This is a genomic window from Petropleomorpha daqingensis (genome assembly GCF_013408985.1).
In the GTDB taxonomy this organism is placed as follows: domain Bacteria; phylum Actinomycetota; class Actinomycetes; order Mycobacteriales; family Geodermatophilaceae; genus Petropleomorpha; species Petropleomorpha daqingensis.
Window position 1 is genome coordinate 1,898,820 of the sequence record NZ_JACBZT010000001.1, and the last position, 14,530, is coordinate 1,913,349.

General features: G+C 72.8%; 12 protein-coding genes. 6 read left to right on the forward strand and 6 right to left on the reverse strand.

Annotation, left to right across the window (positions count from 1 at the left end):
* Positions 1 to 2 precede the first annotated feature (2 nt).
* Positions 3 to 1,721, reverse strand: coding sequence for an acetyl-CoA carboxylase carboxyltransferase subunit alpha (locus GGQ55_RS09410; RefSeq protein ID WP_246323790.1), 1,719 nt, complete (start codon positions 1,719 to 1,721; stop codon positions 3 to 5).
* The gene (locus tag GGQ55_RS09415) at positions 1,718 to 2,065 is read right to left on the reverse strand and encodes a TcmI family type II polyketide cyclase (RefSeq protein WP_366489024.1); all 348 of its coding nucleotides are present in this window, start codon (positions 2,063 to 2,065) and stop codon (positions 1,718 to 1,720) included. The genes GGQ55_RS09410 and GGQ55_RS09415 overlap by 4 nt, the downstream gene beginning before the upstream one ends.
* Positions 2,066 to 2,468: 403 nt before the next feature.
* On the opposite strand from GGQ55_RS09415, the gene GGQ55_RS09420 reads away from it, so the two are divergent.
* Positions 2,469 to 3,173, forward strand: a complete 705-nt coding sequence (locus GGQ55_RS09420) for a LuxR C-terminal-related transcriptional regulator (RefSeq protein ID WP_179716223.1) — start codon at positions 2,469 to 2,471, stop codon at positions 3,171 to 3,173.
* A 270-nt stretch (positions 3,174 to 3,443) separates the two neighbouring features.
* Positions 3,444 to 4,157: a LuxR C-terminal-related transcriptional regulator gene (locus GGQ55_RS09425; protein ID WP_366489025.1), complete on the forward strand. Its 714-nt coding sequence runs from the start codon at positions 3,444 to 3,446 to the stop codon at positions 4,155 to 4,157.
* A gap of 39 nt (positions 4,158 to 4,196) precedes the next feature.
* On the opposite strand, the gene GGQ55_RS09430 is transcribed toward GGQ55_RS09425, so the two are convergent.
* Both GGQ55_RS09430 and GGQ55_RS09435 read right to left on the reverse strand, forming a co-directional pair.
* Positions 4,197 to 5,066 (reverse strand): ABC transporter permease, encoded by an 870-nt coding sequence (locus tag GGQ55_RS09430; RefSeq protein ID WP_246323791.1) that lies wholly within the window; start codon positions 5,064 to 5,066, stop codon positions 4,197 to 4,199.
* The gene (locus GGQ55_RS09435) at positions 5,063 to 6,016 is read right to left on the reverse strand and encodes an ABC transporter ATP-binding protein (RefSeq protein WP_179716225.1); all 954 of its coding nucleotides are present in this window, start codon (positions 6,014 to 6,016) and stop codon (positions 5,063 to 5,065) included. Before GGQ55_RS09435 ends, GGQ55_RS09430 begins: the two co-directional genes overlap by 4 nt.
* 338 nt (positions 6,017 to 6,354) lie before the next feature.
* Here GGQ55_RS09435 and GGQ55_RS09440 point away from each other — a divergent pair, with 338 nt between their 5' ends.
* Positions 6,355 to 7,806, forward strand: a complete 1,452-nt coding sequence (locus tag GGQ55_RS09440) for a right-handed parallel beta-helix repeat-containing protein (protein WP_179716226.1) — start codon at positions 6,355 to 6,357, stop codon at positions 7,804 to 7,806.
* 54 nt (positions 7,807 to 7,860) lie between these two features.
* Here GGQ55_RS09440 and GGQ55_RS09445 read toward each other — a convergent pair whose 3' ends face one another.
* Positions 7,861 to 9,537: a Na+/H+ antiporter gene (locus GGQ55_RS09445; RefSeq protein WP_179716227.1), complete on the reverse strand. Its 1,677-nt coding sequence runs from the start codon at positions 9,535 to 9,537 to the stop codon at positions 7,861 to 7,863.
* Between the two features lie 120 nt (positions 9,538 to 9,657).
* On the opposite strand from GGQ55_RS09445, the gene GGQ55_RS09450 reads away from it, so the two are divergent.
* Together GGQ55_RS09450 and GGQ55_RS09455 are read left to right on the forward strand one after the other, a co-directional pair.
* A complete protein-coding gene (locus tag GGQ55_RS09450) occupies positions 9,658 to 10,734 on the forward strand; it encodes an alkene reductase (RefSeq protein WP_179716228.1) in 1,077 nt (358 codons plus the stop codon).
* An 82-nt stretch (positions 10,735 to 10,816) separates the two neighbouring features.
* Positions 10,817 to 11,359, forward strand: coding sequence for an SRPBCC family protein (locus GGQ55_RS09455; RefSeq protein WP_218859224.1), 543 nt, complete (start codon positions 10,817 to 10,819; stop codon positions 11,357 to 11,359).
* Positions 11,360 to 11,419: 60 nt separating this feature from the next.
* Here the strand turns inward: GGQ55_RS09455 and GGQ55_RS09460 are convergent, their stop codons facing one another.
* Positions 11,420 to 12,913, reverse strand: a complete 1,494-nt coding sequence (locus GGQ55_RS09460) for a carboxylesterase/lipase family protein (RefSeq protein WP_179716229.1) — start codon at positions 12,911 to 12,913, stop codon at positions 11,420 to 11,422.
* A 469-nt stretch (positions 12,914 to 13,382) separates the two neighbouring features.
* Between GGQ55_RS09460 and GGQ55_RS09465 the strand changes: the two genes are divergently transcribed.
* Positions 13,383 to 14,525: a right-handed parallel beta-helix repeat-containing protein gene (locus tag GGQ55_RS09465; RefSeq protein WP_179716230.1), complete on the forward strand. Its 1,143-nt coding sequence runs from the start codon at positions 13,383 to 13,385 to the stop codon at positions 14,523 to 14,525.
* Positions 14,526 to 14,530 lie beyond the last annotated feature (5 nt).

Below are 14,530 nucleotides of genomic sequence, written 5' to 3' on the forward strand. Positions count from 1 at the left end.
GGTCAGCTCCTCTGCAGCGAGGTCGGGCCCGACGCGTGGAACAGGGCGCCGTCGCCGCCGATCCGGGCCAGCCGACGAGCGCGGGCCTCCAGCAGGGCGTCGACGTCGAGAGCGGACAGCTCGGCGAGGTCGGCCAGCAGGGCCTCGCGCAGCGCGTCCGCCGCGGCAGCGGGGTCGGTGTGCGCGCCGCCCGGCGGCTCGGGGACGACGGCGGTCGCGATGCCGGTCGCCTGCAGGTGGGTGGCGCCCAGCCGCATGGCGCGCGCGGCGGCCGGGGCGGCCGTGGCCGTGCGCCACAGGATCGCTGCGCACCCCTCCGGGCTGATCACCGAGAGGTAGGCGTTCTCCAGCACGAGCAGCCGATCGGACGTGCACAGGGCCAGCGCGCCGCCGCTGCCGCCCTCGCCGGTGACGACCGCGATGACCGGCACGCGCAGCCGGCTGCTGCGCATGATGATCTCCGCGATCGCGTGGGACTGGCCGCGCTCCTCGGCTTCCGGCCCGGGGTGGGCGCCGGGTGTGTCGACGAGGGTGATCACCGGCAGGCCGTAGGTCTCGGCGTGACCGAGCAGCCGCATCGCCTTGCGATAGCCCTCCGGGTGCGGCATCCCGAAGTTGCGGGCCACCCGCTCGCCGACGGTGTGGCCCTTCTCCTGCCCGAGCACCACGACGGAGCGCCCGCCGATCGAGGCCACCCCACCGACGAGCGCCGGGTCGTCGGCGAAGGCCCGGTCGCCGTGCAGCTCGACGAAGTCGTCGAAGACCGTGCGCAGGTAGTCCACGGCGGTCGGGCGCTCGGTCATGCGCGCCATCCGCACGACCTCCCACGGGTCCAGCCGTGTCGGGGGCACCGGCCGCCGGACCGTGGGCGGCGGCTCGACGTCCGGGCGGGGAGCGTGCAGCGCGATCAGGCGGGCCAGCAGCGGCCGGATCTCCGCGCGCGTCTCCACGCGGTCCACCAGCCCGTGGCCGAGGAGGAACTCCGCCGTCTGGAATCCGGCGGGCAGCGTCGTGCGGATCGTCTCCTGGACGACCCGCGGCCCGGCGAACCCGACGTGCGCACCGCGCTCGCCGACCAGGATCGAGCCCAGCGTGGCGAAGGACGCCGACACCCCGCCGTACGTGGGGTCGGTGAGCACGCACACGGTGAGCAGCCCCGCCTCGCGGAGCCGGGCGAACGACTCGCTGACCCGCGCCATCTGGAACAGCGAGAACACGCCCTCCTGCATCCGGGCGCCACCGCTGGCGCACACGGTGACGAGCGGGAGCCCGAGGTCCAGCGCGAGCCCGGCCGCGCCGCTGACCCGGCCGCCCACCTCGAGACCCATGCTGCCGCCGAGGAAGCCGAAGTCCATGACGGCGAGGACCACGTCGGCGCCGCCGATGCGCGCCGTGCCCACGACCACCGCCTCGCTCTCGCCGGAGCGCTGCGCGGCCTCGCGGAGGCGCTCGGGATAGCGGCGCAGATCGGTGAAGTCCAACGGGTCCCGGGGGGCCGGCGCGAAGGTGGTCTCGCTGAAGCTCCCCGGGTCGACCAGCAGCTCGATCCGGGCCCGCGCGCCGAGCTGCAGGTGGTGGTCGCACTCCGGGCAGACGGAGAGGTTGCGCTCGAGCCGCTTGCGGTAGAGCAGCCAGCCGCAGCCCGGGCAGCTCACCCAGCCCGCCGGGGCGGACGAGGCGACGGCGCCGTTGTGCACCGCCCGCGTCATCGTGCGGGTCATCGCCGCCCCCCGGCCTGCGGTCGCGCGACTCCCTCCGGCGCGGCCGTCCAGTGGTAGAACCGCTGCGCCATCGCGTCCCGCGGGGACTGCCAGTTGGGGTCGTACGCGGTGATGTAGGGCCGCAGCTCCTCGCTGATGCGCCGGAAGTCCGGCAGCGACTGGGCGATCTTCATCGCCTCGGGCCCGGGCCGGTCGAACTCGATCAGGTGCACGTACAGCTCGTGGAACCGAAACAGCGACCGGGAGCGCACGCCGATCTCGTGGGGCATCGACGTCTGGTCGTAGCTCCCGAAGATCGCCGCGACCTCGTGCTCGTCGGCCGGGGCCATCCTCGCGATGATCACGGTCTGGTCCACATGGGCCTCCAGCGTCCGCACCGGCACGACGCGCCGGTCGAGGTGAGAACGCTAGGAGCGAGCCCTACGCTGGGGAATCGGCCGCGCGTCGGGTTCCCGGTCGCACCCGGAGGCGCGAGGACGTGGTCGGAGGACCCGCCGTGGGGTGCGACCCCCCACCACCCCCAGAGTCGGAAGACCCGCTGCGGAGGGGGCGTGCCCCCCCTACCCCCGCCGGGTGGTCCCCCTCTGCGGGCGACCGCCACCCCTACTCGGGTATGAACCCGACGCGATCATCCGGCCGCGTGTCGTCGGATCTGGCGGCCGCACACAGGGTTCGCTTAGCTTCCGAGGTCCGAGCCGCACCCCTCGAGGGTGCTGCGTCCGGGAGCAGACCGGAGAGTGAACGCCGATGAGCATCGGAGCGGAGCGGACGGGATCGGCCGGGCTCGAACCACGCGTGCGGGTGCTCATCTGCGACGAGCACGAGGTGCTGCGGCACGGTCTGCGCACGGTCCTCGGCCGGGAGCCCGACCTCCTCCTGGTCGCCGAGGCGGGGGACGGCGACACGGCCCTGGAGCTCGCCCGGACGCAGCGCCCCGACGTGACGATGCTCGGCCTCCGGCGCGGTGAGGTCGTCGAGGACCTGGTGCGGGCGCTGAGCGAGATCGGGACGAGGGTGGTCCTGCTCGGCGAGGCCGGGGCCGGCAGCGACCTGCTCGACGCACTGCGCGCCGGCGCTCAGGGCTACGTGCAGACGACGGCGTCACCCGAGCGGTTGGTCGAGGGCGTGCGGGCGGTGGCGCAGGGAGAGACCGTGCTGGACGCGGCGGTCACCGGCGAGCTGCTGCACCGCCTCGACGGCACGACGGCTCAAGGGGCAACCGATGAACTGCCGCTCACCGAGCGGCAGCAGGCGGTCTCACGCCTGGTCGCCGAGGGGTTGACCAACGCCGAGATCGCCGAGCGGTTGCAGTTGTCCCGGGCGACGGTCAAGGGCCACATCACGGTCGCCCTGCGCCGGCTCGGGCTGCGGGACCGGACCCAGTTGGCCATCCACGTGCACCGCACCCTGCGGCACATGGAGGGAACGGAGGAGGACTCGCTGAGTAGTTGAGCCAGGACGCGTCGTGGTGCCGCGTCGCGACGCGTCGGACCACCGCGGTGATCCCTGTGGCCGCGCTGTCCGTGATCAGTTCAGCAGCTGTCGATGTCGTTATCGTGTGGATGGTCCTACTGGCACTCTCTCGTATCGGAACACCGCAGACTGCGGTTGCGTCGGCTCTGTCCCTGCCGCTCGAACCGGATCGAGATCGCGATGAGCACACAGCACACGTCAACGGGGGACTTCCAGGACCGTGTCCGCCGATGGGGCGACGCGGCCGCCGTGCCCCTGCCCCGCCTGGCCGGGACGGCGCTGCGCCCCTCCGCGACCCGGCCGCCGGCCCGCCTCGTGCGCATCGCGCTGTGCGAGGACCAGGAGGTCTTCCGCCTCGGCCTCCGGGTCGTGCTGGAGGCGCAGCCGGACATGGCCGTCATCGACGAGACCATGCACCTGCGTGCGGCCCTGGACGGCGTGGAGGAGGTCGACCCCGAGGTCCTCGTCGTCCGGCAGGGGCTGGTGGGCGGGGAGAGCCTGCCGGTGCTGCGCGACCTGTGCCGGCGCAGAACGGCCGTCCTGGTGCTCGCCGAGAGCGGGGAGCAGGCCGAGGCCGAGCTCGTCGAGGTGCTGCAGGCCGGGGTGAAGGGCTATCTGCCGCGCCGGTCGGGCGCGCAGCGCCTGGTGGAGGCGGTGCGTGCCCTCGCCCGGCACGAGGTCGCGCTCGACCCGGGGGCGACGCGGGAGCTGGTGCGCTACCTCACGGGTCCCGCGGGCCGCGCCGCGTCCCCGAGAGGTGCGCTGGACCTGCTCACCGATCGGCAGCGCGAGGTCGCCCAGCTGGTCTCGCAGGGGCTGTCCAACGACGAGATCGCGACCCGGTTGTTCCTGAGCCTGGCGACCGTCAAGAGCCACCTCACGATGTCGATGCGCCGGCTCGGGGTGCGCACCCGTACGCAGCTGGCCATCCTCGTGGCGCGGGAGCCGTCGTCGGTCGCCTGAGCCGCCGCCGAGCGGGGCTCGGACGACCGCCGAGCGGGCTCAGACGACGTCGCGGCGGGTGAGGAGCAGCCCCATCAGGGCCGTGGCCGCGACGAGGAAGAGCCCGAGCACGGCCGCGGCCTGAGGACCGCTCACGATGGCGGCCACCCCCGGGGTGTGCACGGTGGTGCCGGCCGCGGCGAGCGCGGCGACGAGCGAGCCGGCGTTGGCGCCGGGCAGGACGGCCTGCGCGGAGTCGAAGAAGCTGAGCAGCGGCGCCGCGACGTTGATGATCAGGTTCTCGATCGCCAGCACGAAGACCAGCCCCAGGGCGATCGGCAGGGCGGTGCTGCGCAGCAGCGTGCCCAGCAGCATCCCCAGCACGCCCCACGTGCTGGCGATGAGCAGGCCCCCGCCGACGCCGAGGGCGAGCGCGCCGGCCGACGGCCAGTCCGCCGGCGCGTCCTCGGCGTGGGCGATGAGCCCGCTGGCGCCGGCGGTCAGCAGGAAGGCGACCGCGACGGTGCCGGCGAGCACGATCTCCAGCGCCAGCAGCTGCCCGGCGAGCAGACGCAGCCGGCGCGGGTTCTGGGCGAGGACGGTCTTGAGCGTCCCCCAGCCGTACTCACTGCCGGTGAGCAGGGCGCCGAGGGTCATCAGCAGCGCCCCGCCGAAGAGCGGCAAGCCGGAGATGGTGTTCTCGACCAGCCGCGACGGCAGCGTCTCCCCGAGCACCGCCGACGCCGGTAGCCCGTCGAACGACGAGCCGCGCCGGTAGGCGGTGTAGGGGATCACCAGCGCGAAGACGATCTGGAGGGTGGGCCACAGGCCCAGCAGCACCCAGGTCGCCGGCCGCCGGGCCAGCACGAGCAGCTCGACCGCCACGACGCGGCGGAGCCCTCCGGACGGTCGGGGCAGCACGTCGGTCACCGGGGGCCTCCCGCGTCGTCGCCGGTCATCTCGAGGAAGACCTCCTCGAGGGTGCGCGCGCTCTGCCGCAGGCCCGTGACCTCCACGTCCGCGTGGACCAGCGCGCGGTTGATCTCCGCGGCAGCGCTCGACGGGGCCTGCACGTGCAGGACGTCCCCGACGATCGAGACCCGGTCGGCCCCCACCAGACCGGCGGCGACCAGGGCGGCCTCGCCGAGCGGCGCGGCCTGGATCTCCAGCCGGCCGAGGCCCCGCAGCTCCTCGACGGTGCTCTCGACGACCAGCCGGCCCTCCGCGATGATCGCGACCCGGTCGCACGACTGCTCCACCTCGCCGAGCAGGTGGCTGGACAGCACGACGGTCCGGCCGTCGGTGGCCAGCCGGCGCAGCAGCGCCCGCATGTCGGTGATGCCGGCGGGGTCGAGCCCGTTGGTCGGCTCGTCGAGCACCACGACCTCCGGGTCGGTGAGCAGCGCGGCGGCGACACCCAGCCGCTGCTTCATGCCGAGCGAGTACGTGCGATAGCGGTCGTCGGCGCGGTCCTCGAGGTCGGTGATCGAGAGGACGGCGGCGATCCGGGCGGCCGACGCCCCCGTGTGCCCGGCGAGCACCCGCAGGTTGTCCCGCCCGGACAGGTACGGGTAGAAGCCCGGCCCCTCCACCAGCGCACCGACGGCCACGCCCGGGGACCCGGCCGGCATCCCGAGGACGGACGCCGTGCCGGCGGTCGGGCGGACCAGCCCCAGCAGCATCCGCAGCGTCGTCGTCTTCCCGGCGCCGTTCGGGCCGAGGACGCCGAACACCTCTCCGCGGCGCACCTCGAGGGAGAGCCGGTCCACGACGGTCCGCTTGCCGTAGCGCTTGGTCAACCCGGCCATGACCACCGCCGGTCCGGCGACGCGCCGGCCGGACGTCACCGCGTGGGGAGCGGTGCCCGTTTGTTGCTGCATGCGGCGCACTGTGGCCCCGATCGGGGGCGGTGTCGACGGTCCGGGGATCCCGTACCGGCCGATCGGGCCGAAAGTATGAGACCCACCGGAGGGGGTCGTGGGCCTGCGGTCCCGCCGCTGCGCGCATCCACCCTGCCCCGGGGAGGAGCGACCACACCTGGGATGGGGCCCGCCATACCCGGGTCGGACCGATTTTCCCTACTCACGGTCGCTCGACGCCGCACTGCCCCGACGGCCATGGTTCTCACCGCACTGACAGGCCGTCCATAGGCGGATCCCCTCCGCCTCGCAGGCGTCCGCGATCGCACGGTGCATCGACCCATCGAATCGAGGCCACCATGACCGATTCCCCCACGAGGCGGTCGAGGTCCCGTGCCAGGACGGCACGGCGGCTGACCCTCCTCTCCGCGTTCCTCCTGCTGCTCACCATGCTGCCGGCCGGCGTCGCGTCGGCCACCGGCCGGACCTGGACCGTCTACCCCAACCAGTCGATCCAGGACGCCGTCAACCGGGCGAGCAGCGGTGACGTGATCCGCCTCGTCGCCGGCGAGTACAAGAACCAGGCCGTCTGCGTCAACGGCAAGGGCCTGACCATCGTCGGGGCGGGGGCGGACAAGACCCTCATCTCGTGGCCGGACTGGACCAAACCCGACGTCGTCAACGCCAACGGCAGCGTCACCCCCGGCGACCAGGTCGACGCGCCGGCCGGCGGCAACGCCTGCTGGTCGGAGTGGGCCTCCCACGACCCGGAGAGCGTCAAACAGGGCACCCTCCAGCACCAGCTGGCCGACGACGTGTCCGGTCTGTTCTTCCTCAACCCGAACGGTCCGGTCACCGTGACCGGCCTGTCGACGCTCAACCACACCGCCAACGGCATCGTCGTCGAGGGTGGCAAGAAGGGCGTGGTCGTCTACCAGACCAAGGGCAAGGGCCACGACCGGTACGGCATCCTGGCGAGCAACTCGAGCAACATCGTGATCAAGTACAACGTCGAGACCGCCGTGACCCGGGTCCCCTCGTCGAACACGAGCGGCAACAGCGGCACGGCGGGCGTCTCGGTCTCCGACTCGGCGAACGCCAACGCCCTGGTCCAGGGGAACCGCACGAACGGCTGGAACATCGGCGTCTTCATCCGTGAGTCGCGGACCGGCGCGGTGGTCGGCAACGACATCACCAACAGCTGCGTCGGCATCAACCTGTTCGACGACACCAACACCGAGGTGCCGCCGAACCAGGCCTCGACGATCAACGCCGGCAACTTCGCGGTGCTGAGCAACAACGTGCACGACAACCACCGGTTCTGCCTGGCCGGCATCGGCCAGGTGGCCGCGCGGCTGAAGGTCTCCGGGACCGGCATCGCGGTGGTCAACATGGACACGGTGCTGCTCAAGTACAACACGGTGATCAACAACGGTCCGGCCGACCCGGTCCAGCTGCTGGACTTCCCGGCCGCCGGGATCCTGCTGCTCTCGCTGCCGGCCTTCAACACCACCACCCCCAACGCGGCCATCCCGGTCGAGAAGGTCGCCGTGGTGAGCAACAAGGTCACCGGCAACACCACCGCCGTCGACCCGGACGGTCCGGGACCGCAGCCGGCCTTCCGCGCCCCGCTGGACATCGAGGTCGGCTTCCCGCCGGGGACGGTGCTCGCCGACCCCACCAACCCCAACAACCCACCGATCCCGATCCCGCCCATCGGTAGCGGCATCCTCTTCCAGGGCAACACCTGCGGGTACCAGCTCGTGGGCCTGGGCGCCGGCAACGTCAAGATCGACTGCGGAGCTCACTGATCCCCGCTGACCGAGGCCCCCTCGACGCGAGTCGAGGGGGCCCCGGCCCCGTGTTCAGCTGTTGGGCCGGGTGGGCAGCAGGCCCTCCTGGTGGTCCAGCTCGCGTTCCAGCACCCGGAGGGCCGAGTCGGGCAGCCGGCCGACGTCCCGCCAGCGCAGCAGCGTGTCCCGCTCGGCGTCGATGACCGCCCGGTGCACGCGCACCGCCGCCTCGTACTGCGGGTTGTAGGGGATGTCGATCTCGGCGTTCTCCAGGACGTCCAGCCGCTGCCGGTACCGCGCCAGGCGCGCCTCCAGCTGGGCGCGCAGCGCCGCGATCGCCTTGTCGTCGACGTCGTCGTGGTCCTCCAGCTCCATCTCGGAGAGCCGGTCGAGACCGGACTGCACCGCGGCGGAGCGGGCCTGGTTGCGGATCCGGGCCTGATCCGCGGCGTTGGCGCGCAGCCCCAGCGCGCGGACGAGCGGCCCGAAGGTGATGCCCTGGCCGACCAGGGTCACCAGGACCACGAGGAAGGCGCAGAACAGGAGCAGGTTGCGGTCGGGGAACGGCTCGCCGCTCTCGGTGACCCGCGGGAGCGTGAAGATCGCGGCCAGGGTGATGACGCCGCGGGTGCCGGCCCAGCTGAGCGCGGTGAGCTCCTTACCGGTCAGCCGCTGGTCGACGTGCGCCGCGCGCTCCTCGGCGGGGTCGTCGTCCGTGGCCTGCTCGACGTCGTCCCCACCGCCGAGCCGCATGTGCAGCGAGCGGGGCAGCAGCTGGGTCAGCACCAGCCAGAGCGGGCGCAGGACCAGGACGACGCCGACGGTGATCGCCGACGCGATGACGATCGTCGAGGTCTCGTACTGGTGCAGCCCCTCCACGACCCGCGGCAGCTGCTGGCCGATGAGCAGGAAGACCAGCCCCTCGAGCAGGAAGTCGACCAGCCGCCAGACGGCGCCGACCTGCATCCGGTAGTCGCCGGAGACGCTGCGGGAGCTGTCGTGCCCGATGAGCAGGCCGGCGATGACGACGGCCAGGACACCGGAGACGTGGAGCTCCTCGCCGATGAGGTAGGCGAGGAACGGGGTGGCCAGCGAGACGGCGTTGAGCGTCATCGTGTCGCGCCGCAGCCGCCGGACGAACCGCACGGCGTAGGCCACGGCTAGGCCGACGACGACCCCGCCGACGGCGGAGAGCACGAACCGCCCCAGCGCCCACGGCGTCGAGTAGCCGTGCCCGGTGGCCGCCGAGACGGCGACGGTCAGCACGGTCAGCGCCGTCGCGTCGTTGAGCAGGCCCTCGCCCTCGATCAGCGTGAGCACGCGCGGCGGCAGGCCGACGCGGCGCCCGACGGAGAGGGCGGCCACCGGGTCGGGTGGGGCGACGGCGGCCCCGAGCGCGATGCCGGCGGCCAGCGTCGCGCCCGTCACCCACAGCTGGAAGCCCACCCCGATGAGCAGCGCGGTGGCGAGGACGAGCAGCACCGAGAGGCTGATGACCGTGCGCAGGTGCTGGCGGATCGCGAGCAGCGACGAGTCCAGGGCCGCGCTGTAGAGCAGCGGCGGGATGACCAGCGTCAGGATGATGTGCGGGTCGAGGACGACGTTCGGGCCGGGCAGCAGCGCGTAGGCGATCCCGGCGACCGTCATCAGGGCGGCCGCGGGCAGCCCCGTCTTCTCGGCCACCCAGCGCAGGACGACGACCACCGCCACCGCAGCGAGCACGAACAGCAGCGTCGACTCCACATCCACGTGTCCATCCTCCCTGGCGCTGCGTCAGGTCTCCCGGGCGGCGCCGAGAGCGCGCCGTGATGCGCACCGCAGTCGGTCGCGTTCCGGAATCTGGTCGGCTCGCGCACCCTTGCCTCGGACATGGATCTGTTCTCGCCCGTGACCATCGGCGACCTCGAGCTCGCCAACCGCGTCGTGATGGCGCCGCTGACCCGGATGCGGGCCGGCGCCTCCGGCGTCCCGAACGACCTGCTCGTCGAGCACTACCGGCAGCGCGCGGGCGTCGGGCTCGTCATCACCGAGGGGACCTACCCCAACCACGAGTCGCAGGCCTTCGTCGGCCAGCCCGGCATCGTCACCGACGAGCAGGTGGCCGGCTGGCGCCGCGTCGCCGACGCCGTGCACGCCCGCGGCGGCCGCATCGTGATGCAGGTGATGCAAGGCGGCCGGGTCACCCATCCCGACACCAACGGCGGACGACGCGTCGTCGCTCCTTCTGCGCTGGCGATCGACGGCCAGACGCACACGCCGAAGGGCAAGCAGCCCTACCCGGTGCCGCACGCGCTGTCCGTCGACGAGGCGCGGGCGACGCTGCAGGACGTCGTCGCCGCCTCGCGGCGCGCGGTCGAGGCCGGGCTGGACGGCGTGGAGATCCACGGCGCCAACGGCTACCTGCTGCACGAGTTCCTCTCGCCGGCGTCCAACCAGCGCGACGACCTCTACGGCGGTTCGCCGGAGAACCGGGCGCGCTTCGTGATCGAGGTCGTCACGGCGGTGGCCGCGGAGATCGGCGCCGGTCGCGTGGGCCTGCGGATCTCGCCCGAGCACAACATCCAGGACGCGCTGGAGACCGACCGGGACGACGTCCGCGCGACCTACGGGGCCCTGGTCGACGCGCTGCGGCCGCTGGACCTGGCGTACCTGTCGGTGCTGCACAGGGAGCCCGCCGGTGAGCTGGTGCAGGAACTGCGGCAGCGCTTCGGCGGCCCGCTGATCGCCAACAGCGGCTTCGGCACGGTCACCACGCGCGCCGAGGCGGTGGCGCTGATCGAGGCCGCGCACGCCGACGCCGTCGCCGTCGGCCGCGCCGTCATCGCCAACCCCGACCTGGTCGAGCGCTGGCAGGGCGAGCACCCGGAGAACGAGCCGAACGCGGCGCTCTTCTACGCCCCCGGCGCCGAGGGCTACACCGACTACCCGGCGCTGCGCGCCGGCTGATCCGAACTCCGCGCCCAACGCTCACAGTCGGTCCCGTGCAGGATGAGCCGTCCGCTGTCCCGGCCGGGAGTCAGGAGGCGCTGTGGTCGACCTGGTGCGGGCCACCGCCGTCGAGCGCGCCGTTGACCGTCCTGGCGACGACGTCGTCCCGTCGGCGGACGTGGTGATGGACCGCGCGTTCACCGTTCCGGCGCCACCGGCGGAGGTGTGGCCCTGGTTGGCGCAGCTGGGCAAGGGACGAGCCGGCTGGTACCTCCCGCGCAGCGTGGAGCGGCTCGTCCCGCCTCGTCGGCGGGCAAGCCGCTCCGTGGACCCGCGGTGGCAGGACCTGGCGGTCGGCGACGTGATCCCCGACTACGGCGGACCGCACGAGACGTTCGCGGTGACCGCGATCGAGCCGCCCCGGTCGCTGGTCTACCGCTCGCGGCGCGGACGCACGGACGTGTCCTGGTCGATCAGCCTCGCTGCCGAAGCCGGCGGGTGCACGCGCGTCCACCTGCGCCTACGGCTCGCGCCCGTCCGCCATCGATGGCTCGCCGAGATCGGCGGCGGCTTGCTCGACCTGCTGACGATCGCAGGTATGGCCGCCGGACTGCGGGAACGGCTCAGGGACGACGGCAGGTGACGCAACTGTGCGCGGAGTCGCCGTTCGGAGGGGATCGAAGGGCGACTCCGCGCACAACGATCACCGTCGTCCGGTCCAGACCTCCCGCTCGGCGCCGTCCGGGTCGTCGACGACGGTGAGCTGCTCGTCGATCAGCGCCGTCGTCCGTGCGCCCGTGTCGTACTGCGGCCAGCCGGGGTCGCCGTCCGCGACGAACCGGACCCACGCGGCATGGGCGGTGTCGGCCACGGCCTGGGGCGGAGACGTGCCGATCAGCGGGTGCGCCGTGACGTCGTCCAGCGTGTCGAAGACGAAGGGGACCTCGGTCGCGTGGCAGGCGCCGAGGCGACCCTCGAAGCTCGGCGACCAGTAGTCGAACCGGTACATCCACGTCGGGCCGGCGTGCGCCTCGGCGACGCGGATCGCGGGGATCCGGAAGAACCAGTCGGAGACGACGGCGGCCATCACGTCGCCGTGGCCGGCGTCGGCACGGTTGGCCCGGTAGGTCGCCACCGCCTCGTCGGACGCGCCGTACCCCGTGGCGGCGGCGGTCAGGACGGCCTCGTCGATGAAGTCGATGGCCCCGTTCGGGACGACGAACAGCCGCGCCTCGTCGTTGTTCGAGCCCACCAGCAGCGCCACGTCGGAGCTCGCACCCCCGGCGAGCGCGTCCAGCGGGTGCTCCGGGAGCGTGTCGCCGTCGACCACCGGGGCGAACGGCAGCAGGCTCAGCGCGAGGCTGCCCCACTTGGCGGGGTCGGGCGCCGTCTGCACCTCCTCGACCAGCGCCGACGCCGCTGCGACCACCTGGTCCACGGGCAGAGCCGTGATGGCCTCCCGGGTCGGTTCCACGCCCAGCGCCTCCGCGAAGAACCGGGAGACGGTGAGCGCGACGTCCGGTGCCAGCGTGTGCGCCGCCGCGCCGCTCTCCAGGACGGCCTGCCGGAACAGCCCCCGGGCGCCGGGCATCGCCAGCAGGGTCGTGATGCTCATGGAGCCGGCGGACTCCCCGGCGACCGTGACGCGGTCCGGATCGCCGCCGAACGCGGCGATGTTGCGCTGCACCCACTGCAGGGCGGCGATCTGGTCGAGCAGCCCGACGTTGGCGACGCCGTCCCCGAGGTAGAGGAAGCCCTCGGCGCCCAGCCGGTAGTTGATCGTCACGCAGACGACCCCGTCGCGGGCGAACGAGCTGCCCCGGTACGCGGCCACGGAACCGGAGCCGTTCATGAACGACCCGCCGTGGATCCAGACCAGGACGGGGAGCCCGGTGGCCTGCGGATCCGGCGTCCAGACGTTCAGGTTCAGCACGTCCTCGCCCGGGATCGTGATCTCGGGGAACAGCGGCGCGTACTGCGGCGGGTAGTCGCCCTTCGGGGCGGTCGGCCCGTACGCGGTGGCATCCCGCTCGCCGTCCCACGGCTCCGCCGGCTGCGGCGGTTGCATCCGGTTCGGCCCGAAGGGCGGGGCGGCGTAGGGGATCCCCAGGAACGCGGGCACGCCGTGGTCGATCGTGCCGACCAGCCGACCTCCCTCGACCTGCACGGTGGGACGTACCTGCGTCGCCTCGCTCATGGCTGCTCCGATGCCTCGCCGCTGGGCCCCGTGGTGCCCGAAGCGTGTCGAGGCTGATCGGAGGTGTCAATCAGTCCCCCGGGCGGCTACCGGGGGGAGGGCCGTCGTCGCTGCCTGTGAGGTCTGATCCGCAGGTCGCGGTCGTCCTGCGCCCCAGGTCGCACCGGGATGCACGACCCAGGTATGAGATCCCGGTTTTCCCTGGAGTGTCATCGGACCCTTCCGTCACACCGACCACATCGTTGCGGGGCGCCCCGGTTCTGCGAGATCTCCCACCGGCCGGGCGGACCGGGCGTCGGCAGTTCCACGAGCGCACGCCGCAATGGGAGGACGGATGGACCACACCAGCACACGGAGATCCCCGCGCACGTCGAGGGCGGCGCGAGGCCTGACGGTCACCGCGTCGGCCGTTCTGCTCCTCGCTGCCCTGCCGGCGGGGGTCGCCGCTGCGGGCGGCGGGCACACCTGGGTGGTCCACCCCGGTGAGTCGATCCAGGCCGCCGTCGACCAGGCGGCGTCCGGCGACACGATCAAGATCGAGGCGGGCACCTACCAGGAGGCCGTCTGCGTCGACCACAAGGGCCTGACCATCGAGGGTGCGGGCCGGGACGCCACGAAGATCGTCTGGCCGGACTGGACGACGCCGGCCGACCTCCCCGACGTCGCGTCGACGCCCTGCTGGGAGGCCCAGAACAGCGTCGACCCCGAGAGCGACCCGAACACGCTCAAGGACGACGTCTCCGGGATCTTCTTCCTCGACCCCGACGAACCGGTCCGGGTGACGTTCCTGTCGACCTGGAACCACCCGGCCAGCGGGATCGCCGCGTGGGGGGCCGATGGCTTCCGGGTCTACAAGACCAAGGGCCACGGGCACGACCGCTACGGCATCCTGGCGGCCGACTCGACCCATACCCGCATCATCCGCAACATCGAGGAGGGGGTCGACCGGGGCACCGCGGACCAGCCCAACAGCGGCACCGCCGGCATCGGGATCACCGATTCGGCCGAGGCCTACGCCGACGTCGTCACCAACGACGTCGAGGGCTACAACGTCGGCGTCTTCGTCCGCGAGGCCCGCACCGGCATCATCCGGCACAACTACATCGCCGGGAACTGCGTCGGCATGCTGATCTTCGACGACGCCGCCACCGAGGTGCCCGACGCCACTCGCAACGTCCGGGCCGGCGACTGGACGGTCCGGGCCAACGAGTCCACCGCGAACGACCGCTTCTGCCTGGCCGGCGTCGGCGAGGTGCAGGCGGCCCTGCGGGTCTCGGGCACCGGCATGGCGGTGGTCAACGCCGACTACGTGAGCATCTACGACAACAAGATCCACGACAACGTGCCGGCCGTGGACCCGTCGACGCTGCAGTTCCCGGCCGCGGGCCTGGCGCTGCTGACTCTGCCCCCGTTCAACAATCCCCAGAACGTCGACCCCGGACCCGTCGAGAACGTGGAGGTGCTGAGCAACAACATCCTCGGCAACACCCCGGTCGACATCCTGCGCGGCTGGCCGCCGCCGCTGGACCAGCAGTTCCCACCGGTCGGGAAGGGCATCTCGATCCGCGGCAACAACTGCGAGACCAGCATCCCGGCGTCCGTCTGCGGCTGACGGGC